The following is a 23,659-nucleotide window of genomic DNA, read 5'->3' as shown; positions in this document are numbered from 1 at the left end:
GCGGTCCGTGTGCCCTGCGGACCGAGGACCGTAACTAAGAGAGTGAGCAAAACGACAGCCATGGCTGAGGCTCAGAACATTCCGGCGGGGTCGACCACCGCCGGCGCGATCGCGGTGGCCGCCGAGTCCACCGTCGCCACCCGCATGAGTGCGCCCCCGTCCTTCGACGTGGCCGACTTCCCGGTACCGCACGGCCGCGAGGAGGAGTGGCGGTTCACCCCGCTGGCACGCCTCCGCGGTCTGCACGACGGCACCGCGGTCGCCAACGGCACGATGAAGGCCCAGGTCGACGCGCCCGAGGGCGTCACGGTCGAGTCGGTGGAGCGCACGGACGCGCGCGTCGGCAAGGCCGGCACCCCGGTGGACCGGATCGCCGCCCAGGCGTTCTCGTCCTTCGCCAAGGCCACGGTCGTCACCGTGCCCAAGGAAGCGGTCCTGGACGAGCCGGTGCGCGTCACGCTGCACGGCGAGGGCGGCACCACCTTCGGGCACACCGTCTTCGACGTGCAGGCCTTCGCCGAGGCCGTCATCGTCATCGACCACACCGGTGACGGCGTGCGCGCCGCCAACGTCGACTTCCTGGTCGGCGACGGCGCCAAGCTCACCGTCGTGTCCGTGCAGGACTGGGACGACACCGCCGTCCACTGCTCGCAGCACAACGCGCTGCTCGGCCGGGACGCGTCCTTCAAGTCGATCGTGGTCACCTTCGGCGGCGACGTCGTCCGCATCCACCCGCGCGTCAGCTACGCCGGCCCCGGCGGCGAGGCCGAGCTCCTCGGCCTGTACTTCACGGACGCAGGCCAGCACCAGGAGCACCGCCTCCTGGTCACGCACGACGCGCCGCACTGCAAGTCGCACGTGGTCTACAAGGGTGCGCTCCAGGGCCAGGACGCCCACGCGGTGTGGATCGGTGACGTGCTCATCGAGAAGACCGCCGAGGGCACCGACACCTACGAGATGAACCGCAACCTCGTCCTCACGGACGGCGCGCGGGTCGACTCGGTGCCGAACCTGGAGATCGAGACCGGCGAGATCGTCGGCGCCGGACACGCCTCCGCGACCGGTCGTTTCGACGACGAGCAGCTCTTCTACCTGCAGGCCCGCGGCATCCCCGCCGACGAGGCCCGTCGCCTGGTCGTCCGCGGCTTCTTCGCCGAGCTCGTCCAGCAGATCGGTGTCCCGGACATCGAGGAGCGACTGCTCGGCAAGATCGAGACCGAGCTCCAGGGTTCCGTCTGATGAATTACGTCAAGGCCTGCACGCTGAGCGAGCTGGAGGAGAACACCCCGAAGCGGGTGGAACTCGACGGCACGCCGGTGTCCATCGTCTCCACCGAGGGGGAGGTGTTCGCGATCAACGACATCTGCTCGCACGCGAACGTCTCGCTCTCGGAGGGCGAGGTCGAGGACTGCATGATCGAGTGCTGGCTGCACGGGTCGGCCTTCGACCTGCGCACCGGCAAGCCCTCCGGTCTGCCCGCGACGCGCCCCGTACCCGTATACCCCGTAAAGATCGAAGGGGACGACGTGCTCGTCTCCCTCACCCAGGAGTCCTGAGGTATCCATGGCAACGCTTGAAATCCACGACCTGCACGTCTCCGTCGAGGCCGAGAACGGCGCCCGCGAGATCCTCAAGGGCGTCGACCTCACCGTCAAGCAGGGTGAGACGCACGCCATCATGGGTCCGAACGGCTCCGGCAAGTCCACTCTGGCGTACTCGCTCGCCGGTCACCCGAAGTACACCATCACCGGTGGCACCGTGACGCTCGACGGCGAAGACGTCCTGGAGATGTCCGTCGACGAGCGTGCCCGCGCCGGCGTCTTCCTCGCCATGCAGTACCCGGTCGAGGTCCCCGGCGTCTCGGTCTCCAACTTCCTGCGCACCTCGGCCACCGCCATCCGCGGCGAGGCGCCGAAGCTGCGTACCTGGGTGAAGGAGGTCAAGTCCGCGATGGAGCAGCTCCACATGGACCCGGCCTTCGCCGACCGCAACGTCAACGAGGGCTTCTCCGGCGGTGAGAAGAAGCGCCACGAGATCCTGCAGCTGGAGCTCCTGAAGCCGAAGATCGCGATCCTCGACGAGACCGACTCCGGCCTCGACGTCGACGCCCTGCGCATCGTCTCCGAGGGCGTCAACCGCGTCCGCGAGACCGGTGAGGTCGGCACCCTGCTGATCACGCACTACACGCGCATCCTGCGCTACATCAAGCCCGACTTCGTGCACGTGTTCGCGAACGGCCGCATCGCCGAGTCCGGTGGCGCCGAGCTCGCCGACCAGCTGGAGGCCGAGGGTTACGACAAGTACGTGAAGGGTGGCGCGACCGCGTGACACAGCTGCCTGGCCTCCTCGACACCGAGGCGATCCGCAAGGACTTCCCCCTGCTGGATCGTGTGGTCCACGACGGGAAGAAGATCGTTTACCTGGACAACGCGGCGACTTCGCAGAAGCCGCGCCAGGTGCTCGACGCGCTGAACGAGTACTACGAGCAGCACAACGCCAACGTCCACCGTGGCGTGCACGTGCTCGCCGAGGAGGCCACGGCGCTGTACGAGGGCGCTCGCGACAAGGTCGCCGCCTTCATCAACGCGCCGAGCCGCGACGAGGTGATCTTCACCAAGAACGCCTCGGAGTCGCTCAACCTGGTCGCGAACATGCTCGGCTGGGCTGACGAGCCCTACCGGGTCGACCAGGACACCGAGATCGCCATCACGGAGATGGAGCACCACTCCAACATCGTGCCGTGGCAGCTGCTCTCGCAGCGCACCGGCGCGAAGCTGAAGTGGTTCGGCCTCACCGACGACGGCCGGCTCGACCTCTCCAACATCGAAGAGGTCATCACGGAGAAGACGAAGATCGTCTCCTTCACGCTGGTCTCCAACATCATGGGCACGGTCAACCCGGTCGAGGCGATCGTGCGGCGCGCCCAGGACGTCGGCGCCCTGGTGCTGATCGACGCCTCCCAGGCCGCTCCGCACATGCCCCTGGATGTGCAGGCGCTCGGCGCCGACTTCGTGGCCTTCACCGGCCACAAGATGTGCGGTCCGACGGGCATCGGCGTCCTCTGGGGCCGCCAGGAGCTCCTGGAGGACCTGCCTCCGTTCCTCGGCGGCGGCGAGATGATCGAGACCGTGTCGATGCACGCCTCGACCTACGCCCCGGCGCCCCACAAGTTCGAGGCGGGTACGCCCCCGATCGCCCAGGCCGTCGGCCTCGGCGCGGCCGTGGACTACCTGACCGCGATCGGCATGGACAAGATCGCCGCGCACGAGCACGCGATCACCGAGTACGCGATCAAGCGCCTCGCCGAGGTGCCCGACCTGCGGATCATCGGCCCGACGACGGCCGAGGACCGCGGCGCCGCGATCTCCTTCGTACTTGGCGACATCCACCCGCACGACGTCGGCCAGGTGCTGGACGAGCAGGGCATCGCGGTCCGCGTGGGACACCACTGCGCGCGCCCCGTCTGCCTGCGCTACGGAATTCCGGCGACGACGCGAGCGTCTTTCTATCTGTACTCCTCTCCGGCCGACGTCGACGCGCTCGTCGAGGGTCTGGAGCACGTACGGAACTTCTTCGGCTGACGGACGAGGCGACGAGGACGCAGTGAAGCTCGATTCGATGTACCAGGAACTGATCCTGGACCACTACAAGCACCCGCACGGGCGTGGCCTGCGCGACGGCGACGCCGAGGTGCACCACGTCAACCCGACGTGCGGCGACGAGATCACGCTGCGCGTGAAGTACGACGGCGAGACGCTGATCGATGTCTCGTACGAGGGCCAGGGCTGCTCCATCAGCCAGGCCAGCGCGTCCGTACTGAACGAGCTGCTCGTGGGCAAGGAACTGGCCGAGGCGCAGAAGATCCAGGGCGTGTTCCTGGAGCTGATGCAGTCCAAGGGCAAGGTCGAGCCCGACGAGGCGATGGAGGAGGTGCTGGAGGACGCGATCGCGTTCGCCGGCGTCTCCAAGTACCCCGCGCGTGTGAAGTGCGCTCTGCTGAGCTGGATGGCGTGGAAGGACGCGACGGCCCAGGCTCTGGGCGACGCGGAGAGGAAGACGGCATGACCGAGAACGCGACGCCCGAGGCGTCGAGCAAGCCGGCCACCGAGGAAGAGGTCCGCGAGGCCCTCTACGACGTGGTCGACCCGGAGCTGGGCATCGATGTCGTCAACCTGGGCCTGATCTACGGGATCCACATCGACGACGCGAACATCGCCACCCTGGACATGACGCTGACCTCGGCGGCCTGCCCGCTGACGGACGTCATCGAGGACCAGGCGAAGTCGGCGACGGACGGCATCGTCAACGAACTCCGGATCAACTGGGTCTGGATGCCGCCGTGGGGTCCGGACAAGATCACGGACGACGGTCGCGAGCAGCTTCGCGCGCTCGGCTTCAACGTCTGAGCCGCTGTGAACGAGGAAGGGCCCCCGGCATCGTGCCGGGGGCCTTTCGCGTGTGGGCCGTCGCGCCGTCGGCCGTCAGCTGTCCGGCTGCCCTTGCGGCTGCGGCTGCGGCTGCGCCGGCGCAGCCGGGGGAACGGGCGCGGTGCTGGTGCTGGTGCCGGGTGTCCCCGCGGGGAGTTCGGCGAGGATGCCGGCGGCGAGGTCCTCGCGCCGGATCCGCTGGTCCACGTACAGCACACCGCTGATCAGCTGCGAGTACCCGATCTGGAACATCTGGCTGGTGACCCCGCCGACCAGCACGCACACGAAGGCGAACACCAGGCCGACGATCACGCCGGCCGAAGGCCCGGCTCCCTCGGGCAGCTCGGCCATCACCGGGATCACCGCGAACATTCCGACGAACTGGAACGGCATCTGGATGACGTAGGAGATCGCCGCCGCGATGAACCCGCCGACGAGAGTGTTGCCGAAGACGCGCCACCACGCGCCCTTGACCAGCGCGGCCGAGCGGCGCAGCGCGGTGATCGGGCCGGCGCCCTCCATGACCGCCGCGGCGGGCGCCAGGCTGAGCCGGGTGCCGAGCCAGACGGCGACCGGGAGGGCGACCAGCAGGAACGCGGGCAGCAGGAGGACGGCCGTGGGCGACGGGTCGCCGCTGGCGGCGGAGGAGACCACCAGCGGAATCCACACCGCCATGACGGCGAACACCGGGGAACCCGCGATCAGTCCCGTGAGGACCAGCGTTCCGGCGACGGCGGGCGTCCGCCCCAGGGCCGTACGCCACATCGCGCGGAAGGTGGTGGGCCGGCCCATGACGGCCTCCCGGAGAACCGCCTGGCAGAGCGAGGCGAGCGCCGCCATGGCCAGCAGCCCCACGGCGAACAGCAGCACGAACAGGGTGACGGCGGCGACGAGGAACGGCGTGAGGTGTTCGGACGCCGGATTCTGCCCGTAGGGCGGGTCGAGGACCGGCTCGATGTGGTCGTACACCGCGGCCACGGCGATGCCCGCCACGAGGGCCATCACCAGCAGGCAGATGCCCTGTACGGCCAGCATGACACCGACCAGCGGCTTCCGGTGGCGGCCGATGGTGGAGAACGCTCCGCCGAGTACCTCTCCCAGGTTCAACGGCCGCAGGGGTATCACCCCGGGCTGGGGCGGCCGCGGGGGCTGGGGCGCCCAGCCACCCCATGGCGGGGGGCCGCCCCGGCCACCGCTGTGGCCCGCCGGCCCAGGCGCTCCCGCTGGTCCCCACCCTGTGTTGTGCGTCATGTGCATGCTCCGTTTTCGTCCCCCCGATGGGAGGCACAACGTATCTCACCTAGTCAGGGGCATGACAGTCAGTTCCTGCGGGCGCTGTGTACGGGTGTACGCATCGCTGTGTACTGTTGTACGCATGTTGCCCTACGTCATGCTGGCCGCGGCCATCGCCGCCGAAGTCGCCGGAACCACCGCGATGAAGTACAGCGACGGCTTCACCAGGCTGTGGCCCTCGCTGGGCACCGTGCTGGGCTACGTCATCGCCTTCACCCTGCTCTCGCAGACGCTGAAGTCGATGCCGGTCGGCACGGCGTGCGCGATATGGGCCGGCGTCGGTACGGCTGCCATCGCCGCCATAGGCATGGTGTTCATGGGCGAGGCGGCCACCGCCGCGAAGATCGCCGGCATCGCCCTGGTGATCGGCGGAGTGGTCCTGCTGAACCTCGGCGGGGCGCACTGATGTCCCCGGGCGTGCGGCGCTACGACCCGGACCGGCGCCAGCGGATCATCGACGCGGCGATCAGGGTGGTGGGCGCCAAGGGCATCGCGGGGCTGAGCCACCGCAGCGCGGCCGCGGAGGCCGACGTACCGCTGGGCTCGACGACGTACCACTTCAAGACGCTGCACGATCTGCTGGTCGCGGCGCTGCGCCAGGTCAACGAGGGCTTCGCGCGGGCGATGACGGACTCCGCGGCGCTGGCCGATCCGGACGCGGACCTCGCCGGGGCCCTGGCCCGCCTGCTGGGAGAGTTCCTCGCGGCGGACCGGGGCCGGGCGGAGCTGGAGTACGAGCTCTACCTCGCGGCGCTGCGCCTCCCGGCGCTGCGACCGGTGGCGGCGCAGTGGTGCGAGGCCGCGACCGCGGCGCTGACCCCGCGCACCGACCCGGTGACGGCGCGGGCGCTGGTGGCGGTCATGGACGGAATCAGCCTGCAGGTCCTGCTGACGGACGCGGAGTACGACGAGTCGTACGCGCGCGAGATCCTGGGCCGGGTGCTGCGGCCTGCGAAAGAGACGGCCTAGCCCGCGGCGCGTACCGCGGCCAAGGCGCTGGTCACGCTCGCCTCGATGTCGCGGATCGGGTAGAACACCTCGCGCACCGTGCGGTCCCGGTCCAGGACCAGGGTCAGCCGCTTGATCCGGCTCACGCCCGCCGCGCGGAACGTCGGCAGGCGCAGCGCGGCCGTGAGCGCCAGGTCCGCGTCCGAGAGGAGCGGGAACCGCAGCCCCTCCTGCTCCGCGAACTCCCGCTGTTCGTCCGGCCGCTGGGTCGACACCCCGTGCACGGTGGCGCCGGCCGCGGTGAACTCCGCGAGCTGGTCGCGATACGTGCACGACTCGAACGTACAGCCCTTGGCGCCCGGGATCCCGGCCCAGCCGGGCGGGTAGGACTCGGCGCGCGCGTACGCGCCCGGGAAGCAGTACAGGACGGTGAACGGGGTGTCCGCCACCGGGTCGCTGAGCTCGCCGAAACGGTCCGGCAGGAGCAGTTCCGGCACCCGCGTGCCGCGCAGCCCGTGCACGCGCTCCGCCTCCCGCGAGGCCTCCTCGGTCGTCGCCGTCATCTCTCCCTCTCCCAGGACCCAGGTGTCTCCCCAGTCCTGGAGGGCCACCAGGACGGGCAGCAGCCCCCGCCCGCGCGGGGTCAGCCGGTACTCGTGCCGCACCGGGCGCTCCTGGTACGGCTCGCGCGACAGCACCCCGGCGTCGACGAGCAGCTTCAGCCGTTCCGCCAGCACCTTGCGGGACATCCCCAGCTCGCGCTGGAGCTCGTCGAAGCGGTGCAGGCCGCGCGCGGCGTCGCGCACGATCAGCAGGGTCCACCAGTCGCCCACCACGTCGAGGGCCTGGGCGATGGCGCAGTCCGCGTCGCCGAGGTGAGTGCGCTGGGCCATGGGAGCTCCTTTGTCCGTTGACCCAAGGCTGTCATGCTGCCATAGTCCGTTCCCAAAGGGAACTTACTCAGAGGATGTGGGGGACACAGGTGTGCTGCAGGGGTTCAAGGACATACCGCGGGTCGTGTGGCTGCTGGCTGCGGGGGTCTTCGTCAATGCCGTCGTCAGCTTCACCTTCGTCTTCGTCTTCCTCTACCTGACCGGCCCGCGCGGCCTCGGCGCCGCCGAGGCCGGCCTCGTCACCGGAATCGGCGGCATCGGCCTGGTCGCCGGCAACTTCACCGGCGGCTGGTACGGCGACCGCTTCGGCCACCGCCGGGTGCTCGTCGCCGCCGCCACCCTGGGAGGCCTCGCCCTGACGGCCCTCCCGCTGCTGCCCACCCCGCTGCTCTACGCGGCGCTGCCGCTGGCCGAGTACGCCGCCGGCGTGATCCGGGCCGCCAACGCCGCGCTGGTCGCGGTCACCGTCCCGGAGGGAGCCCGCCGCCAGGCCTTCGCCGTCGTACGCTGCGTCTCCAACGGCGGATTCACCCTCGGGCCGCCGCTGGGCGCCCTGGTGGCGACGGGGCTCTCCTACGACTGGCTCTTCGTCGCCGACGGAGTCGGCACCCTCTTCTTCGCCCTCTGGACCGCGCGCGTCGTCCCGCCGCGCGGCGCCTCCCGCACTCCCGCCGCGGCCCCGGACGGGGGCCTGGGCCGCGGCGAGCACGGCCTCTGGCGCGCACTGCGGGCCCGGCCCGCCCTGCTCGTGCTGCTCGGCGCGATCCTGGTGACCGACCTCGTCTACCGCCAGCAGTACGCCACCTTCTCCGTCTTCCTCGCCGACCACGGCCTGGACGCCCGTGTCTTCGGGCTCGTCATCGCCCTCAACGGAGGGATGATCCTGCTGCTGGAACTGCCCGCCGCCGTCGCACTGCGCCAGCGGCCGGCGCTGCCGGTCATCGGTACCGGGCTGGTGCTGGTCGGGGCCGGGTACGGGGCGCTGCTGCTCGGGGCCGGGATCGCGACCGCCGTGGCCATGATGATCCTGCTGAGCCTCGGGGAGATCCTCTACAAGACCACCGCCACCGCCTACGTGGCCGACCAGGCGCCCGAGCACGCCATCGGGCGGTTCCAGAGCCTGTACGCGGGGGTCTCGATCAGCGGTGTCGTGCTCGGTCCGCCGCTGGGCGGAGCGCTGTATTCCGCCGCGCCCGGGCTGTTGTGGCCGCTGTGCGCGGTGCTCGCGGCGGGGGCCGGCGGGGCGTTGCTCCACGTACACGCCAGGCAGCGACGACACGCGGCGCGAGCGGCACGACCGGCACATGAGACCGGTTCGCGACCGAAGGCCGTCGCCGGTTAGGTTTCGGATATGACTGCTACGCGTACCACCGGCGCCGTCGCCGCCGGACTTGCCACCCTCACCGCCGACGGCACCGTCCTCGACACCTGGTTCCCCGCCCCCGAGCTGGTCGCCGAGCCCGGCCCGGCCGGCACCGAGCGCCTCACCGCCGAGCAGGCCGTGGAGCTCCTCGGCGCCGCCGCGGTCAAGGCGATCCGTACGGACGTGGTCCGCGGCGTCGAGGTCGTAGCCGTCCGCACGGTCATCGCCTCCCTGGACGACAAGCCGCTGGACGCGCACGACGCGTACCTGCGCCTGCACCTGCTCAGCCACCGCCTGGTCAAGCCGCACGGCCAGAACCTCGACGGCGTCTTCGGCCTGCTGACCAACGTCGCCTGGACCTCGCTGGGCCCGGTCGCGGTCGACCAGGTCGAGACCGTCCGCCTCAACGCGCGCGCCGAAGGCCTGCACCTCCAGGTCACCTCGATCGACAAGTTCCCGCGGATGACGGACTACGTCGCCCCCAAGGGCGTGCGCATCGCCGACGCGGACCGCGTCCGCCTCGGCGCGCACCTCGCCGAGGGCACCACCGTCATGCACGAGGGCTTCGTCAACTTCAACGCGGGCACCCTCGGCACCTCCATGGTCGAGGGCCGCATCTCCGCGGGCGTCGTGGTCGGTGACGGCTCCGACATCGGCGGCGGCGCCTCCACCATGGGCACCCTGTCGGGCGGCGGCAAGCAGATCATCTCGATCGGCGAGCGCACCCTGGTCGGCGCCGAGGCCGGCGTCGGCATCGCGCTGGGCGACGAGTGCGTCGTCGAGGCCGGCCTGTACGTGACCGCGGGCACCCGCGTCACCCTGCCGGACGGCCAGATCGTCAAGGCCCTGGAGCTCTCCGGCGCCAGCAACATCCTCTTCCGCCGCAACTCGGTCACCGGCGCCGTCGAGGCCCGCCCGTACAAGGCGACCTGGGGCGGCCTGAACGAGGTCCTGCACAGCAACGACTGACCCGCTCCGGCTTCCTTCCGGACCGGTCACACGCGAACGCCCCTCACTCCCGGACGGGAGTGAGGGGCGTTGACGTGGGCAGGGGGCGGGGCAGGGGCGGAGGCTGGGGTGTGCGCGGATCAGCGCGGGGCGATCGTGCGGATCAGGCCCGCGAAGGCCTGCTTCTCCGCCTCGGTAAGCTCCACCGACTCCAGCGGGTGCGAGGCCGCGCTGCGCTGGGCTGGAATCACCGGCAGGCCCTCGAAGGCGGCGGCCGGGTCCGGATGCCGGAAGCGGCTGTCCCACAGCACGTGGCCGAGGCCGACGACCCCGACGAGTGCGGCCACGAGCAGGACGGCGAGGCCGATTTCCTGGACGAGCGAGATGGAGGGGAACACGCGGTCCTCCGGGGGTGCGGGGTACAAGACGGCGCAAGATCGGGCGTGTGGACACTCAACACCACGCGCGGTCGATTCGGTAGGGATGTGTCGAGCGTCACGCCAGAGTCGAAAGTCCCCACCTTGGCCGGAAAAGCCCCTACGGCTCCAGGTGCAGCTTGAAGCCCTCGTGGCTGCGCGCGAAGCCCAGCCGCTCGTAGAAGCGGTGGGCGCCCGCGCGCCGCTTGCCGCTCGTCAGCTGGACCAGGCCGCAGCCGCGCTCCCGGGCCCGGTCCACGGCCAGCTTCATCAGCTCCGCGCCCAGGCCGCCGCCCCGCCGGTCCGCGCGTATCCGTACGGCTTCCACGAGCGCCCGCTCCCGCCCGTTCTGGCCCAGCCCCGGGATGTACGTCAGCTGGAGGCAGCCGAGGACGACCCCGCCGTCCGTGAGGACCAGCATCTCGTTGCGCGGGTCCGACGCGATGGCGGCGAAGGCGCGCTCGTGCGCCTCGCCGACCGGGATCGAGGCCGGATCCAGCACCCGGTCCTCGTCGGCGAGCAGGGCGAGTACGGCGGGCAGGTCCTGGCGCGTGGCCTCACGGAAGATCATGCCGGGATTGTGGCAGGGGGGTCCGGCCGGGACGGCGGCCGGACCCCCCTGCGGCTCGCGGCCCGAGGAGTTACGGGCGGAAGCGCAGCACCTGCGGGTCGTGATCGCTGTTCTGCTCCGCGAACTCCGCGTTGATGTGCACGCTGTCGTACGTGAACTTCTTGATCGCCGGGCTGGTCAGGATCTGGTCCAGCACCTGTGAGTTGCCCTGGAAGACGTACGAGTACCGCTCCGACTTCGGCAGCGACTTGATCGCCGGGTACAGCGCCCCGCCGTCCGCCAGCGCGTTGGTCGTCGCCGAGAACTCGAAGTCGTTGATGTCACCGAGGACCAGGACGTTGGCGTTCTTCTCCGCCGCCAGGATCTCCTTCACGAAGCCGTTCACGGCCTGCGCCTGGAGCAGTCGCTTCTCCTCCGACTTGCGCACCGGCGGCTGGTGGTGCGAGGTCAGGCCCTCGTCGCCGCCCTTGGAGCCGAAGTGGTTGGCGATCACGAAGACCGTCTTGCCGCGGAAGACGAACTCGCCCGCGAGGGGCTTGCGGCTGTCCGACCACGCCGGGTTCGCGGGGTCGACGCGCCCCGGGGAGTGGGTCAGGGCGGCCTTGCCGTTCTCCTGGACCACGCCGGTCGCGGTCGCCGCGTCACCCGGGGCGCGCTCGGTGAAGGAGACCCGCGCCGGGTTGAAGAGGAACACCTGGCGGATGTTGCCGCCGGGCTCGCCGCCGTCCTTCTTGTCCTCCGGGTTGATGGTGCGCCACTGGTAGGCCGGGCCGCCCGCCGCCGTGATCGCCGCGGTGAACTTCGTCAGCGTCTGCTCGGCCGAGACGGTGCCGTCGTTCTTGGCGCCGTTGTCGTCCTGGATCTCCTCCAGGGCGAGGATGTCGGGGGAGGCCAGGTTCTCGACGACCGCCTTCGCCAGCGCGTCGAACTTCGCCTGCGGGTCCGTCGGGTCGAGGTTCTCGACGTTGTACGTGGCCACCGCGAGCTCGTGCTCGCCCTGCGGCTTGGTCTTCTCGGGGGCGAGGGTGCCCGCCGTGACGGTGCCGAGGGTGCGGGCCACCAGCGTGTAGCCGCCGAACTGGTTGAAGTCCAGGGGGCCCTCGGTGGTGCCGGTCAGCTTGTCGCCGACATTGGCCACCGGGAAGGGCTGCTGCGCGAGGGGCGCGAGCTGCTGGATCTGGAGGCGGCCGGTGTTCTGCGACTCGTAGGAGCCGTAGACCGTGCCACCGCGCTTGGCGGCGTTCTCCCAGCCCTTCACCGTGACCCACAGCTCCGCGTACGGGTCGGTGGCGCCGACCACGCGCGAGGTGCCGATGCGGACGTCCATGCCCTCCAGGGACTCGTAGAAGTCCAGGGCGTAACGGGAGGGCTCCAGTGCCAGGCCGTTGATGCTGCCGCCGGCGGCCGGGTCGCCGGCCGGGGCGTACTCGGCGGGCACGGTGTACTCGTTGATCGCGGCGGCCTCGGGCAGCGCGTTGCCCGAGGAGACCACGGTCACCGTGGGCTTGGAGATCTGGGTCACCGACTGGTTGCCGGAGTTGGAGCCGCCGGGGACGTACTCGCCGACCGTGCCGGAGACCTGGACCGCGTCGCCCACGGCGACGGTCGGGGCCGAGCCGGTGAAGACGAACACGCCCTCGCTGGTGGCGGCGTTGTCGTCGGCGTCCGGGTCCTGAATCCAGAAACCGCGCGAGCCGTACGTACGCACGCCCGTCACGATGCCCTCGACGCCGGTGACCTGCTTGCCGACGAGCGGGGATATCCGGGTGGTGCCCTGGATGTCGTGGATGCGTATCGGATCGGCGGACACGGCGCCTTCGGCCGCGTCGGCGGAGCCCGCGAGCAGGCCGGTGGCCAGCGCGGTGGCGACGAGGGCCGCGACGGCGGCGGAACGGGGATGCGAGGAGCGCATGGGCAGGAACTCCGGTGTGGGAGAGGGGTACGGAGGGACGCGGCAGCGAGGTCTGCGGGAGGCTTGCCGCTCCCGATACATCTACGCGCGTCAATTTCCTGGGTGACCAGCAAAGTTGTCAAGCCCTCCAGGGGATACGGCAGCTGACTGTGGGATGAACCAAAGGGGATGACCCGCCGGAGGCGCCCGAATTGCGTCTACGCTGGGGCGCCGTACGACGGCCACCGCTGTCATCTGCGCCACATCTGCCATGCCCGCGCTGCCCGGCATGTCGGCCATGTCGCCGATATCCGGGCGGGCATGACGGACCGGTCGCCCGTCACGGCCCGGCCCGCCCCGTCCCACCGCGCCCGCGAGGAGAACCGCCCCATGTCCGCGAAGTCTCACCCCACGCTGCCGCCGGTACGGCTGCACTCCGATGCGGAACTGGCCCGCGACGCCCTCGGCGCCCCGCTGTTCGCGCGCGCCGTACGCCTCGCCCGCTGGGCCGGACCGGACACCCGCGTCGGCGTCGGCGGTGAACTCGCCGCCGACCAGCTGCCCGAGGCCGCGGCGGTGCTCGGGCTCGACGCCGCCGACGGGGACGCGGCCGGATACGCGAGCCAGGCCTGGCGGGTGGCCGTGGACACCGGGCTGGTCGACGTGACCGAGCCGGAGGAGGACGGAGAGAACGCGGGAGACGGTGCGGGCGGCGGGGAGGACGGCGAGGAGCGGTTCGGCACGGCCGCGCCCGGTGAGGACCTGGCGCTGGTGACGAGCGGTGCGCCCGGCGACGTACTCGACCTCTGGCTGGCGGCCCTGGACACGGTGCTCGCCGACGCGGCGGTGCCCGACCTGGACGACCTCGTCGACGCGCTGGACGCGGGCGGCGAGATCGACTTCGACCGGCTGGACTGGAACCCGGGCTTCGAGGCGGACTTCCTCGACGGGGTCCTCGCCAACCTCTACCTCTTGACCGTCACCGAGGGCGGGGCCGCGGACGGACCGGTTCCGCTGCCGGTGCTCGCCGCGTCGATGGTCGTGCCCGACGACATGGGCGAGCCGACCGACGCCGTGCTGGAGCAGGTCTCGGACGCGATGATGCGCCTCGACGTCCAGTTCAGGCAGCTGGAGCCGATCGGGCTGGTCGAGTTCCGGCCCGTCGACGAGGAGCTGATGGCGGAGGATGGGGACGGGGACGGGGACGGGGACCGGGACCCGCTCGGATCAGAGGTCGCCGCCGGTGCGCGGGCGGGCGGCCCGGACGACGAGGACATCACCCGCTACGGCATGGTCCGCCTGACCCCGCTCGGCCTGTACGGGGTCCGCGCCCGGATGCTGGAGGCCGGGGTCGAGGCCCCCGCCGTGGGCGAACTGGCCGACAAGGGCGCCGACGCACTGCTCGACGCGGTCTCCTTCTACCCCGAGGACGCCGCCCAGGCCGAGATCGAACAGTGGCTGGCCGGCCGTGAACTGCCCGCCGCGGCCGCCGAACTGCTGGCCGCCGCGCGCGGGGCCGACGAGGGCGGCCCGCTGCGCCGGCTGCGGTGCCAGCAGGCCCTGGCGCAGGCCGGGCCGGAGGCCGAGCCGGCGGTCCGCTCGGTGCTGGACGACCCGGAGCTCGGCGGGCTCGCCCGGGTCTGGCTGGCGGAGCGCGGGGTCGGCGACGTACCGGCGCCCGACCCGGAGATGGTGTTCTGGCTGACGGTCGACACGATCGCGGCGCAGCTCGCCGCCGACGGGGAGACGGAGGAACTGCCGCTGCTGATGGAGACCCTGACCGCTCATCATGCGGGGTTCTTCGACCGGGTGTGGCGGGTGGAGCACCCGGCGACGGCGTACGTCCTGGAGGCGATGGGACGGCTGCACCCTGACAAGAAGGCAGCGAAGGAGGCCCGCAAGGCCGCGTTCAAGGCGCGGTCCCGGCGGTCCTAGGACCGCCTGCCCGCCTGTCCGCCTGTCCGCCTGTCCGTCTGCCCGTCTGTCCGTCTGTCCGTCTGTCCGTCTGCCCGTCCGGGTGGGCGGGCAGGGCCCGGGCCGGCTGCGCAGGTGCGAGCCGGCCGGGGGCGGACCGACGTCGACAATGCGCCGTTCCAGGGCCGGAGTTGGCCATTCCGTCCCCCCGCAAGGGGACGGTTCCTCTTCGTGGGTAATTCAGCCGCCGTTCACGTGCGGGCGAGAGCGTGTGCGCCGACGACCGCACGACAGGCGCGCCACCTCCCCACCCCTGGAGACCCGATGCCGCTCAGCCGCAGAGACTTCACCGCCCGTACCGTCATCGCCGGCGCGGGAGTCGCTCTCACCGGGACGGTCGGCGCCCTCGCCACCGCCCCGGGGGCCCTCGCCGCCGACGACAGCGCGCACCGCGACGAGCACGGGCGGCCCTGCGAGCCCGGCTACGGCCCGCTCGTCCCCGACCCGGCCGGGATCCTCGCCCTCCCCGCCGGATTCAGCTACCGGGTGATCACGCACAGCGGGGTCACCACGCTGGAGTCCGGCGAGAGCACCCCGTCCAACCACGACGGGACCGCCGCCTTCGAGGGCCACCGCGGGGTCACCCTCCTCGTCAACAACCACGAGCTCAAGGGCAGGCGGGCGAACTGGGCCCACCCCGTCCCGCTCGCCGAGGGCCTCGTCTACGATCCGGCCGCGGCCGGCGGTTGCACGGTCGTCGAGGTCCGGCGCGGCGGTGAGGTCGCCGAATGGGTGGGCGTCGCCGGTACGTCGACCAACTGCGCGGGCGGCGCCACGCCATGGGACACGTGGCTGACCTGCGAGGAGAACTCGGACCTCGCCGGCAAGAACGGCATGACCAAGGACCACGGCTACGTCTTCGAGGTCGACCCGCACGACCGCCGCGCCAACCGCGACCCGCAGCCCGTCAAGGCCTTCGGTCGCTATGACCACGAGGCCGTGGTCATCGACCCGCGCCAGGGCCACGCGTACCTGACCGAGGACGCCTCCGGCCCCAACGGGCTGCTCTACCGCTGGACCCCGCCCCGCGGCTTCCGCCACGGGCGCGGCAAGCTCCGTACGCTCGCGGCCGACGCCGGCGTGCTCCAGGCCGCCAAGTGCATCGACAGCCACGGCCGGTTCGTCGACGACCTCTCGCGCGCGACGAAGATCGGCACCGTCTACGGGGTCGACTGGGTGGACGTGGCGGACCGCGACGCGCGGACCGTTCCGGTGCGCAAGCAGTTCGCGGACGGCGTCGTGACGCGCGGACGCAAGCTGGAGGGCATGTGGTGGGCCGACGGCGGCGCGTATTTCGTCTCCTCCTACGCCCGTGAGGAGAGCCCGGGCGCGGCCCACGACGGTCAGGTCTGGTTCTACGACCCCAAGCGGCGCACGATCCGGCTGACCGTCCTCATCGGGGTCAACGCGGACCCGTCGGCGGGATCCGGCTACGACGGCCCCGACAACATCACCGTGTCCCCGTACGGCGGCCTGATCCTGGCGGAGGACGGCTCGGGGCTGCAGCACCTCTTCGGCGCGACCGAATCGGGCCGCACCTACCCGCTCGCGCGCAACGAGCTGAACATCGGGTCGGCCGAGGAGCCGGAGTACTCCGAATTTGCCGGCGTCTGCTTCTCCCCGGACGGGCGCACGCTGTACGTCAGCATCCAGGACCCGGGCGTGATGCTGGCCGTCACCGGGCCGTGGCGGCGCGCACACTGACGGCCGCCGCCCGAAGGGGCGCGAGGGATCGCTCGAAGGGGCGTACGGGCGCCCGCGCGCCTCACTGGGACGGGGCCGGGGAAGCCTCCTCGTGGGAGGCCTCGGCCCACTCGGCGAGCAGGAACTCATACGCCTCCGAGGGCCACTCGCCGTCCACCCGAGTCTCGACAAGGTGCCGTATCGCCTCGTTCGCCTCGGAGGCGGACGGGCGGGCGGGCCCCGCGGGTCTGAGTGTCTCGTGCATGGTTTCAAGGCTACGGGCGGGCACGGACAGCCACCCCCGCATTACGCGTGGCATCCATCACCCGGGATGTGCCCGGGTGGCTGCGCGGGCCCGCCCACCTGCTCAGAGTGCCTGCGAGGCGGGCTTGACCATGCCGCGCACTGTGCGGGACTTCACAAAGTCGCCCATGGCCGTCATCTCCCATTCGCCCGAGAACTGCTTGATCAACTTCGCCATCATCACGCCCGTCTGGGGCTCGGCGCCGGTGAGGTCGAAGCGCACCAGCTCCTCGCCGGTCGCCGCGTCCATCAGGCGGCAGTAGGCCTTGGCCACCTCGGTGAACTTCTGGCCCGAGAAGGAATTGACCGTGAAGACCAGGCCGGTGGCGTCGGCGGGGAGCCGGCCGAGGTCCACGACGATCACCTCGTCGTCGCCCGCGCCCTCACCGGTGAGGTTGTCCCCCGAGTGCTTGATGGCGCCGCCGAGGATGGTCAGCTTGCCGAAGTAGCAGCTGTCGATGTGGTTGCGCTGCGGGCCGTACGCGATGACGGAGGCGTCGAGGTCGATGTCCCGGCCGCGGAACGCGGGCTCCCAGCCCAGGCCCATCTTCACCTGGGAGAGCAGCGGGCGGCCGCCCTTGACCAGGGAGACGGTCTGGTTCTTCTGGAGGGTGACCCGGCCCTTGTCGAGGTTGATCTTCCCGGTGCCCGGCGGGGCGGCCGGGGGCGCGGCGGGCGCCGCCGCGGGGACCGGCGCGGCCGGGGTGGGCGTCGTGGCGCCGCCGAGCCAGGGGGAGGCCGGGTAGGAGACGGGCGGGGCCGGGGGCGCGGGGGGCGCGGGCGGTGCCGGGGGCGTCGGCGGGGTGACGGCGCCGACCGCGGGCGCCGGCTCCTCCTCCACCGAGACCCCGAAGTCGGTGGCGATGCCGGCGAGGCCGTTCGCGTATCCCTGGCCGACCGCGCGCACCTTCCACTGGCCGCCGCGCTGGTAGATCTCCACGACGACGAGCGCGGTCTCGGAGCCCAGCTGCGGCGGGGTGAAGGCGGCGATCACCGCCCCGCCGTCGGCGTTGCGCACGGTGGCGGTGGGCTCGATGCCCTGGAAGGTCTGCCCGGCGGCGTCGGGGCTGGCCGTGACCACGATCCGCTCGATGCCGGGCGGCAGCGCGCCGGTGTCCACGGTGATCGAGTCCGGCGCCGACCCCCCGCCGGACCGGTAGCTGACACCGGGCCCGGAGGGCTGGTTGAAGAAGATGAAGTCGGCGTCGGAGCGCACCTTGCCGTCCGCCGTCAGGAGCAGGGCCGATACGTCGAGCCGTACCGGCGCAGCCACGTCCACCGTCACACGGACGGCATTGAGCGGCAGGTTGGATCCAGGGGTCATAGCGGTCATGCCCGGAGAACGACCGGAGGTGCCGTGCCGTTCCCTGCCCTGCCGCGATATTTCAGCGCCGGCTGCGGGTCGCCGGACTCCACCTCGGCCCAGTTTCAGCTCCGGGGTCCCCCCTCAGCCGCCCGTCACCCGGCGCGGCAGCCCCAGCGGGTTGGCCTCGCGCAGCTCCGCCGGAAGGAGCGCGTCCGGTACCGACTGGTAGGCCACCGGCCGCAGCCAGCGCTCGATCGCGGTCCCGCCCACCGAGGTCGAATGCGAGGTCGCGGCCGGGTACGGGCCGCCGTGGTGCTGGGCCGGGGCCACCGCGACCCCGGTCGGCCAGCCGTTGACCACGATCCGCCCCGCCAGCCCCGTGACCTGCCCGATCAGCTCGGTGGCCGGGCCCGGCGCGCCGTCGCTCTCGGCGGCCGACAGCTGGAGGGTGGCGCTCAGGTTCCCGGGGAGCCGCCCGAGGACCGCGCTCGCCTCGCGCTGGTCGGCGTACCGCACGACGACGGTGACCGGGCCGAAGCACTCCTCCAGCAGGACGTCGTACGCGCCGCCGTCGAGGAGGTCCCCGGCCCGCACGGTCAGGTAGCCCGCGCCGACGGTGTGCTCCCCGCCGGAACCGGGGGTGACGGGCGCGTCGACCCCGGGCAGCGCGGCCCGCTCGCGTACCCCGGAGATGAAGTTCTCCCGCATCCGGTGGTCGAGCAGCACCCCCGGCTCGGTCTCACCGAGCGCCTTGGTGAGCTCGTCGGTGACCCGGTCGCCGTCCCGGCCCTGGGGGACCAGCACCAGGCCGGGCTTCACGCAGAACTGGCCGACGCCGAGGGTGACCGCGCCCGCGAGCCCGCTGCCGATCTCCTCGGCGCGCTCGGCGGCCGCGGCCGGAGTGATCACGACGGGGTTGAGGGATCCCAGTTCGCCGTGGAAGGGGATGGGCACGGGCCGGGCGGCCGCCGCGTCGAACAGGGCCCGCCCGCCCCGGATGGAGCCGGTGAATCCGGCGGCTGCCACGAGCGGGTGGCGGATCAGCTCCAGGCCGGCGTCGAACCCGTGGACCACGCCGACGACTTCGGCCGGGAGTCCGACGGCGAGCGCCGCGCGGCGCAGCAGTGAGGCGCACAGCTCGGAGGTGGCCGGGTGGTCGGGGTGCGCCTTGACGACCACCGGGCAGCCGGCGGCCAGCGCGCTCGCGGTGTCCCCGCCGGGAACGGAGAAGGCGAGCGGGAAGTTGGAGGCGGCGTACACGGCGACCACGCCGAGCGGGACCTTGTAACGGCGCAGTTCGGGACGCGGCGGGCTGAGGGAGGGATCGGCGCGGTCGATCCGGATGTCGAGGTAGGCCCCCTCGTCCACGGCATCGGCGAAGGCGCGCAACTGGCCGGTGGTGCGAGCCAGTTCGCCGGTGAGCCGGCCCGGGCCGAGCGCGGTCTCGGCGTCCGCGGCCTCGATGATGTGGGCGGCGGCCTCGTCGAGCAGGGCGGCGGCGGCGCGCAGGAAGGCGGCGCGGGCGGCGGCGTCGGCGAGCGGGCCACGGGCCGCGTGGGCCGCCCGTACGGCTTCGTCCACCTCCTGGGACGTGGCCTCCACCGCAACCTGCTCGCGCTGCTTCCCGGTGCGGGGGTCCACACTCCAGACTGGTGTCGTTGTCATGGCCCACTGCCTCCTGGATCGTTCAGTATTCTGAACGCGGTTCCGGTGGATGAATGATCACATCTGCTGTGGACTCTATTTCCGCGTCCTCCGCGTGACAAGAGGCGACCAGAGGGGAAGCAGGCGTATGACGACGACCGAGTCGGGGAGCCCGGTTGCGGCGGCGCCGGTCAAATCGGCGGTGCGGACCGTCCTGTTGCTGGAGCACTTCGCGGCGCGGCCGGGGCTGCACAGCCTGGCCGACATCCAGAACGACCTCTCCCTGCCCAAGTCCAGCCTCTACATGCTGCTGCGGACGCTGGTGAACCTGGGGTGGGTGGAGACGGACGGGACGGGCACGCGGTACGGCATCGGCGTACGGGCCCTGCTGGTCGGCAGCTCGTACATCGACGGCGACGAGGTGGTCGCCGCCGCCCGGCCCACCCTGGACCGGCTCTCCGACGACACGACCGAGACCATCCACCTGGCCCGGATGGACGGCACGAGCGTGGTGTACCTCGCCACCCGGCAGTCCCAGCACTACCTGCGGCCCTTCACCAGGGTCGGGCGGCGGCTGCCCGTGCACTCGACCGCGCTCGGCAAGGCGCTGCTGGCCACGCACACGGACGAGGAGGTACGGGGGCTGCTGCCGCGGCGGTTGGAGGCGGTGACCGAGCACACCATCACCGACCGGGAGCAGCTCATCGAGGAGCTGGCGCTGGTGCGGGAGCAGGGGTACGCGGTGGACCGGGAGGAGAACACGCTCGGGCTGCGCTGCTTCGGGGTGTCCGTGCCGTACCGGACGCCGGCCCGGGACGCGGTGAGCTGCTCGGTGCCGGTGGCCCGGCTGACGGCGGGGCACGAACAGGTCATCAAGGCGGCGCTGTTCGAGGCGCGGGACCGGCTGTCGGTGGTGACGCGGCGCATGTGAGGCGGTGGAGGGGGTGGTTCCTCCCCCGGCCGGGGGAGGCGGTTCCCCTTTGAGGGGGAGGTGGCGGGGAGCCGCGCACGGGACCGTTGGGTCATGACCACACGAGCCGTTCACACGACGTACGCGACGCAGTCGCCGGCCCCCGCTCCGGGGACCGGGCGGCGGATCCTGTCGGCGGTGGCCCTGGCCGCCACCGTGCCGTATCTGACGCTCAAGACAGCCTGGCTGGCGGGGAGCCGGGTCGGGATACCGGACGGCAGTGTGCTCGCCGAGCCCGGGGTGTTCTTCACCGTGGCCAATGCCGTCACGCTGGCCATGGACGCCTGCGTGATCCTGCTCGTGCTGGTGCTCACCCGGCCCTGGGGCATGAGGGTCCCGGCGCGGCTGCTCATCGTCCCGGTCTTCGTCGCCACCGGACTGCTGACCCCGATCCTCCTGGCGTTCCCGGGCCAAATACTCATACGGGCCCTGGGCTTCGGGGTGGAGGAGGCCACGAAGGCGGCCCAGGAGCCCTTCCTGGATCCCTGGGTGTTCAACGTCGTCTACACCGGCTTCACGATCCAAGGACTCGCCCTGGCCGCGCTGTTCGTGCCCTATGCGCGGGAGCGCTGGGGCCGGCTGCTGCGGCAGGGCGTGCCGGGGCAGCGGCTCCCGTCATCCACGGGGGTGGTGGCGGGAGCCGCGGCGGCGACGGGCACAGCGGTGGGCGCCGTGTACCTGTACTGGGCCTTCGGAGGCACGGCCGGGCTGAGCGCGGCGGAGGTCGCGGCGCACTCCGCCGAGAGGGGCACGGTCTCCGCGGTCCACGGGATATGCGCACTCGTCGCCGCCGCCGGGGCGCTGCTGCTGGCCCGGGGCGGGGCGCGCCGGGCGGGGTGGCCGCTGGTCCTGGCGTGGACGGGCTCGGCGGCGACGCTGAGCTGGGGGGCGTGGATGGTGATGGCCGTACTGGGCCCGGATTTCGGCCAAGGAGAACAGCCCTCCGCGCTGATCCACCTGACCTACTCTGGCCAGATGATCACCGGATTGCTCGCAGCCGCCGTCCTCAACCGGTTCCTCAGCTCCCGCCGTTCGCCGTGAACGGGCTGCTGGGGGCGCGGGCCCGGCTGCGCTGGGTCCACCTGATACTCGGCGGGGCGCTGCTGATGCCGTACTTCCTCCTCACCCAGGTGGGGGTCGGCATGGCGGCCGGCGGGAAGAACGCCCTCGCCTCCTTCCCGCTGGCGCTCGTCGCCTACGCGGCAGCGCTGCCCCTCGTCGCGGCCACCGCCGTGTTCGGGCTGGTCCGGCCGCTGTCCGTGACGGCGGTCCGGGCCATGTGCGACGTACCGGGGGAGCGGCTGGCCGAGGGGCCGGCGCGGTCCTGGGCCGCCCGGGGGCGGACCTCGGCCTGGTGGACCCTGCACCTGGGGGTCGGCGCGCTGATCAGCGCGCTGAGCCTCGCCGTGCCGCCCATGGGGGTGGTGCTGATCGCGCTGCCCTTCGTGAGCGGGCTGCAGGAGGTCCGGCTCGGGCTCGGCTGGTTCGCCACGGACGCCCACCCGTACGTCGCCCCCCTGATGGGGGTCGGCCTGCTGGCCGGGCTCGCCCTCGCCGCCAAGGGGTCCGGGGCGCTGCTGGCCCGGATGGCGCCCGTACTGCTCGGGCCGACGGGGGCGGACCGGCTGGCCGCCGCCGAGGAGCGGGCCGCCGATCTGGCCGTGCGCAACCGGCTGGCCCGGGAGCTGCACGACGCGGTCGGGCACGCGCTGAGCGCCGTCACCCTCCAGGCGGTCGCCGCCCGGCGGATGCTGGAGCGCGACCCCGACTTCGTACGGGAGGCGCTGGCCGCGATCGAGGACACCACCCGGCGGACGGTGGGCGAGCTGGACGCCGTACTGGGGCTGCTGCGGGACGGGGACCCGGCCCGGCCGGACGCCGCGCCCGCGCCCACCCTCGCCGTCGACCTCGACGGGCTGCTGGCCCGCACCCGGGCCGCGGGCACCACCATCACCGCACACCAGGACACCGGGCCCCTCGGGGACTGGGCGCAGCTTCCGGCGATCACCTCCCGCGAGGCGTACCGGATCGTCCAGGAGGGCCTCAGCAACGCGCTGCGCCACGGCGCCGGCCCCGTGGATCTGCGGATCCGCGTCCAGGCCGGCCACGACACCGCACACCGTGAACTGGAGATCACCATGACCAATCCGCCCGCCGCCCCCGGCGACCGCGAGCCCCGCACCACCGGGGGCCGTGGACTGCGCGGCTCCGCGGAACGGGCCGCACTGCTCGGCGGCAGCGTCGAGGCGGGCCCGCACGAGGACCTGTGGCGGCTGCGGGCCGTCCTTCCGCTCGCCGGAGGCGACCGATGACCGGGCCCACCCCGGCGGGCCGGCCGCCGCTGCGCATCGTGCTCTGCGATGACGAGCGGATGGTCCGCACCGCGCTACGGGTCATCCTCGAGGCCGAAGCCGATCTGGAGGTCGTCGGCGAGGCGGCCACCGGGGCCGAGGCGATCCCGCTGGTCCGCTCGCTGGCTCCCGACGTGGTGCTGATGGACGTCCGGATGCCCGAGATAGACGGCATCCGGGCCACCGAAAAGATCCTCGCCACCATGGCCGAACCGCCCCGGATCGTGGTCGTCACCACCTTCGAGAACGACGCCTACGTCTACGACGCGCTGCGCGCCGGAGCCGCCGGCTTCCTCCTCAAGCGGGCCGACCCCGACGAGCTGATCGGCGCGGTCCGGCTCGTCGCCCGCGGCGACTCGCTCCTCTTCCCGGCCGCCGTCCGGTCCCTCGCTGCCGCCCACACGGCCGCCGCCCCGCCCCGCACCGCACCCTGGGTGGCCCGGCTCACCGACCGCGAGGCCGACGTACTGAGCCTGATGGCCACCGGACTGTCCAACCACGAGATGAGCGAACGCCTCGGCGTCGGACCGCAGACGGTCAAGACCCACGTCACGGCGGTCCTCGCCAAGACCGGCTCCCGCGACCGCACCCAGGCGGTCATCGCGGCCTACGAGGGGGGCTTCATGAGGAAAAGCTGAGAAGCCGGCCACAATCGGGGCAGAGCGGAACGGCCGGGGC

The 23,659-nt window shown here is 72.2% G+C and carries 24 protein-coding genes; 16 read left to right on the top strand and 8 right to left on the bottom strand.

The window, feature by feature from the left end:
* Positions 1 to 60: 60 nt before the first annotated feature.
* From sufD to ACZ4TV_RS18650, 6 genes are read left to right on the top strand one after another with little or no spacing between them, the layout of a single operon-like run.
* Entirely contained in the window at positions 61 to 1,239 is a 1,179-nt protein-coding gene (gene sufD / locus ACZ4TV_RS18675; RefSeq protein WP_468135760.1) for a Fe-S cluster assembly protein SufD, read from the top strand.
* The gene (locus tag ACZ4TV_RS18670) at positions 1,239 to 1,556 is read left to right on the top strand and encodes a bifunctional 3-phenylpropionate/cinnamic acid dioxygenase ferredoxin subunit (RefSeq protein ID WP_362302161.1); all 318 of its coding nucleotides are present in this window, start codon (positions 1,239 to 1,241) and stop codon (positions 1,554 to 1,556) included. Before sufD ends, ACZ4TV_RS18670 begins: the two co-directional genes overlap by 1 nt.
* 7 nt (positions 1,557 to 1,563) lie before the next feature.
* Positions 1,564 to 2,328: a Fe-S cluster assembly ATPase SufC gene (sufC, locus tag ACZ4TV_RS18665; RefSeq protein ID WP_468135759.1), complete on the top strand. Its 765-nt coding sequence runs from the start codon at positions 1,564 to 1,566 to the stop codon at positions 2,326 to 2,328.
* Positions 2,325 to 3,581: a cysteine desulfurase gene (locus ACZ4TV_RS18660; protein ID WP_468135758.1), complete on the top strand. Its 1,257-nt coding sequence runs from the start codon at positions 2,325 to 2,327 to the stop codon at positions 3,579 to 3,581. The genes sufC and ACZ4TV_RS18660 overlap by 4 nt, the downstream gene beginning before the upstream one ends.
* 22 nt (positions 3,582 to 3,603) lie before the next feature.
* Positions 3,604 to 4,065: a Fe-S cluster assembly sulfur transfer protein SufU gene (gene sufU, locus ACZ4TV_RS18655; protein WP_468135757.1), complete on the top strand. Its 462-nt coding sequence runs from the start codon at positions 3,604 to 3,606 to the stop codon at positions 4,063 to 4,065.
* Positions 4,062 to 4,406, top strand: a complete 345-nt coding sequence (locus ACZ4TV_RS18650; RefSeq protein ID WP_468135756.1) for a metal-sulfur cluster assembly factor — start codon at positions 4,062 to 4,064, stop codon at positions 4,404 to 4,406. Before sufU ends, ACZ4TV_RS18650 begins: the two co-directional genes overlap by 4 nt.
* A gap of 75 nt (positions 4,407 to 4,481) precedes the next feature.
* Here the strand turns inward: ACZ4TV_RS18650 and ACZ4TV_RS18645 are convergent, their stop codons facing one another.
* The gene (locus ACZ4TV_RS18645) at positions 4,482 to 5,534 is read right to left on the bottom strand and encodes a DUF7847 domain-containing protein (RefSeq protein ID WP_468135755.1); all 1,053 of its coding nucleotides are present in this window, start codon (positions 5,532 to 5,534) and stop codon (positions 4,482 to 4,484) included.
* A gap of 271 nt (positions 5,535 to 5,805) precedes the next feature.
* Here ACZ4TV_RS18645 and ACZ4TV_RS18640 point away from each other — a divergent pair, with 271 nt between their 5' ends.
* Together ACZ4TV_RS18640 and ACZ4TV_RS18635 are read left to right on the top strand one after the other, a co-directional pair.
* Positions 5,806 to 6,126, top strand: coding sequence for a DMT family transporter (locus ACZ4TV_RS18640; RefSeq protein WP_468135851.1), 321 nt, complete (start codon positions 5,806 to 5,808; stop codon positions 6,124 to 6,126).
* The gene (locus ACZ4TV_RS18635) at positions 6,126 to 6,689 is read left to right on the top strand and encodes a TetR/AcrR family transcriptional regulator (RefSeq protein WP_468135754.1); all 564 of its coding nucleotides are present in this window, start codon (positions 6,126 to 6,128) and stop codon (positions 6,687 to 6,689) included. Before ACZ4TV_RS18640 ends, ACZ4TV_RS18635 begins: the two co-directional genes overlap by 1 nt.
* Here the strand turns inward: ACZ4TV_RS18635 and ACZ4TV_RS18630 are convergent.
* Complete coding sequence (locus tag ACZ4TV_RS18630) at positions 6,686 to 7,561, bottom strand: winged helix-turn-helix transcriptional regulator (protein ID WP_468135753.1); 876 nt, start codon at positions 7,559 to 7,561, stop codon at positions 6,686 to 6,688. The genes ACZ4TV_RS18635 and ACZ4TV_RS18630 overlap by 4 nt on opposite strands.
* A 76-nt stretch (positions 7,562 to 7,637) precedes the next feature.
* On the opposite strand from ACZ4TV_RS18630, the gene ACZ4TV_RS18625 reads away from it, so the two are divergent.
* Together ACZ4TV_RS18625 and dapD are read left to right on the top strand one after the other, a co-directional pair.
* Positions 7,638 to 8,903: an MFS transporter gene (locus tag ACZ4TV_RS18625; protein ID WP_468135752.1), complete on the top strand. Its 1,266-nt coding sequence runs from the start codon at positions 7,638 to 7,640 to the stop codon at positions 8,901 to 8,903.
* Between the two features lie 9 nt (positions 8,904 to 8,912).
* Complete coding sequence (gene dapD / locus ACZ4TV_RS18620; RefSeq protein ID WP_468135751.1) at positions 8,913 to 9,893, top strand: 2,3,4,5-tetrahydropyridine-2,6-dicarboxylate N-succinyltransferase; 981 nt, start codon at positions 8,913 to 8,915, stop codon at positions 9,891 to 9,893.
* A gap of 119 nt (positions 9,894 to 10,012) precedes the next feature.
* Here the strand turns inward: dapD and ACZ4TV_RS18615 are convergent, their stop codons facing one another.
* The 3 genes from ACZ4TV_RS18615 to ACZ4TV_RS18605 form a co-directional block, all read right to left on the bottom strand.
* Positions 10,013 to 10,270 carry a hypothetical protein gene (locus ACZ4TV_RS18615; protein ID WP_468135750.1) on the bottom strand — a complete coding sequence of 86 codons (258 nt, stop codon included), beginning with the start codon at positions 10,268 to 10,270 and terminating at the stop codon, positions 10,013 to 10,015.
* 139 nt (positions 10,271 to 10,409) lie between these two features.
* A complete protein-coding gene (locus tag ACZ4TV_RS18610; RefSeq protein ID WP_468135749.1) occupies positions 10,410 to 10,859 on the bottom strand; it encodes a GNAT family N-acetyltransferase in 450 nt (149 codons plus the stop codon).
* Positions 10,860 to 10,929: 70 nt separating this feature from the next.
* Positions 10,930 to 12,771: an endonuclease/exonuclease/phosphatase family protein gene (locus tag ACZ4TV_RS18605; RefSeq protein WP_468135748.1), complete on the bottom strand. Its 1,842-nt coding sequence runs from the start codon at positions 12,769 to 12,771 to the stop codon at positions 10,930 to 10,932.
* Positions 12,772 to 13,140: 369 nt separating this feature from the next.
* Between ACZ4TV_RS18605 and ACZ4TV_RS18600 the strand changes: the two genes are divergently transcribed.
* Together ACZ4TV_RS18600 and ACZ4TV_RS18595 are read left to right on the top strand one after the other, a co-directional pair.
* Positions 13,141 to 14,685, top strand: coding sequence for a hypothetical protein (locus ACZ4TV_RS18600; RefSeq protein WP_468135747.1), 1,545 nt, complete (start codon positions 13,141 to 13,143; stop codon positions 14,683 to 14,685).
* Positions 14,686 to 14,988: 303 nt separating this feature from the next.
* A complete protein-coding gene (locus ACZ4TV_RS18595) occupies positions 14,989 to 16,428 on the top strand; it encodes an alkaline phosphatase PhoX (RefSeq protein ID WP_468135746.1) in 1,440 nt (479 codons plus the stop codon).
* Between the two features lie 61 nt (positions 16,429 to 16,489).
* On the opposite strand, the gene ACZ4TV_RS18590 is transcribed toward ACZ4TV_RS18595, so the two are convergent.
* The 3 genes from ACZ4TV_RS18590 to ACZ4TV_RS18580 all read right to left on the bottom strand — a co-directional run bounded on the left by ACZ4TV_RS18590 (position 16,490) and on the right by ACZ4TV_RS18580 (position 19,681).
* Positions 16,490 to 16,672 carry a hypothetical protein gene (locus ACZ4TV_RS18590; protein ID WP_468135745.1) on the bottom strand — a complete coding sequence of 61 codons (183 nt, stop codon included), beginning with the start codon at positions 16,670 to 16,672 and terminating at the stop codon, positions 16,490 to 16,492.
* Between the two features lie 102 nt (positions 16,673 to 16,774).
* A complete protein-coding gene (locus ACZ4TV_RS18585; protein WP_468135744.1) occupies positions 16,775 to 18,034 on the bottom strand; it encodes a TerD family protein in 1,260 nt (419 codons plus the stop codon).
* A 123-nt stretch (positions 18,035 to 18,157) separates the two neighbouring features.
* A complete protein-coding gene (locus ACZ4TV_RS18580) occupies positions 18,158 to 19,681 on the bottom strand; it encodes an aldehyde dehydrogenase (NADP(+)) (RefSeq protein ID WP_468135743.1) in 1,524 nt (507 codons plus the stop codon).
* Between the two features lie 127 nt (positions 19,682 to 19,808).
* Between ACZ4TV_RS18580 and ACZ4TV_RS18575 the strand changes: the two genes are divergently transcribed.
* The 4 genes from ACZ4TV_RS18575 (at position 19,809) to ACZ4TV_RS18560 (ending at position 23,619) form a co-directional block, all read left to right on the top strand.
* Positions 19,809 to 20,591 carry an IclR family transcriptional regulator gene (locus ACZ4TV_RS18575; protein WP_468135742.1) on the top strand — a complete coding sequence of 261 codons (783 nt, stop codon included), beginning with the start codon at positions 19,809 to 19,811 and terminating at the stop codon, positions 20,589 to 20,591.
* A gap of 93 nt (positions 20,592 to 20,684) precedes the next feature.
* On the top strand, positions 20,685 to 21,671 hold the full coding sequence (locus ACZ4TV_RS18570) for a hypothetical protein (protein ID WP_468135741.1): 987 nt from the start codon (positions 20,685 to 20,687) through the stop codon (positions 21,669 to 21,671).
* 65 nt (positions 21,672 to 21,736) lie between these two features.
* Positions 21,737 to 22,942: a sensor histidine kinase gene (locus tag ACZ4TV_RS18565; RefSeq protein WP_468135850.1), complete on the top strand. Its 1,206-nt coding sequence runs from the start codon at positions 21,737 to 21,739 to the stop codon at positions 22,940 to 22,942.
* Entirely contained in the window at positions 22,939 to 23,619 is a 681-nt protein-coding gene (locus tag ACZ4TV_RS18560) for a response regulator transcription factor (protein WP_468135740.1), read from the top strand. Before ACZ4TV_RS18565 ends, ACZ4TV_RS18560 begins: the two co-directional genes overlap by 4 nt.
* Positions 23,620 to 23,659 lie beyond the last annotated feature (40 nt).

The sequence above is a fragment of the Streptomyces sp. NPDC028910 genome, assembly GCF_055564955.1.
This window is presented reverse-complemented; position numbering and strand designations above follow the sequence as displayed.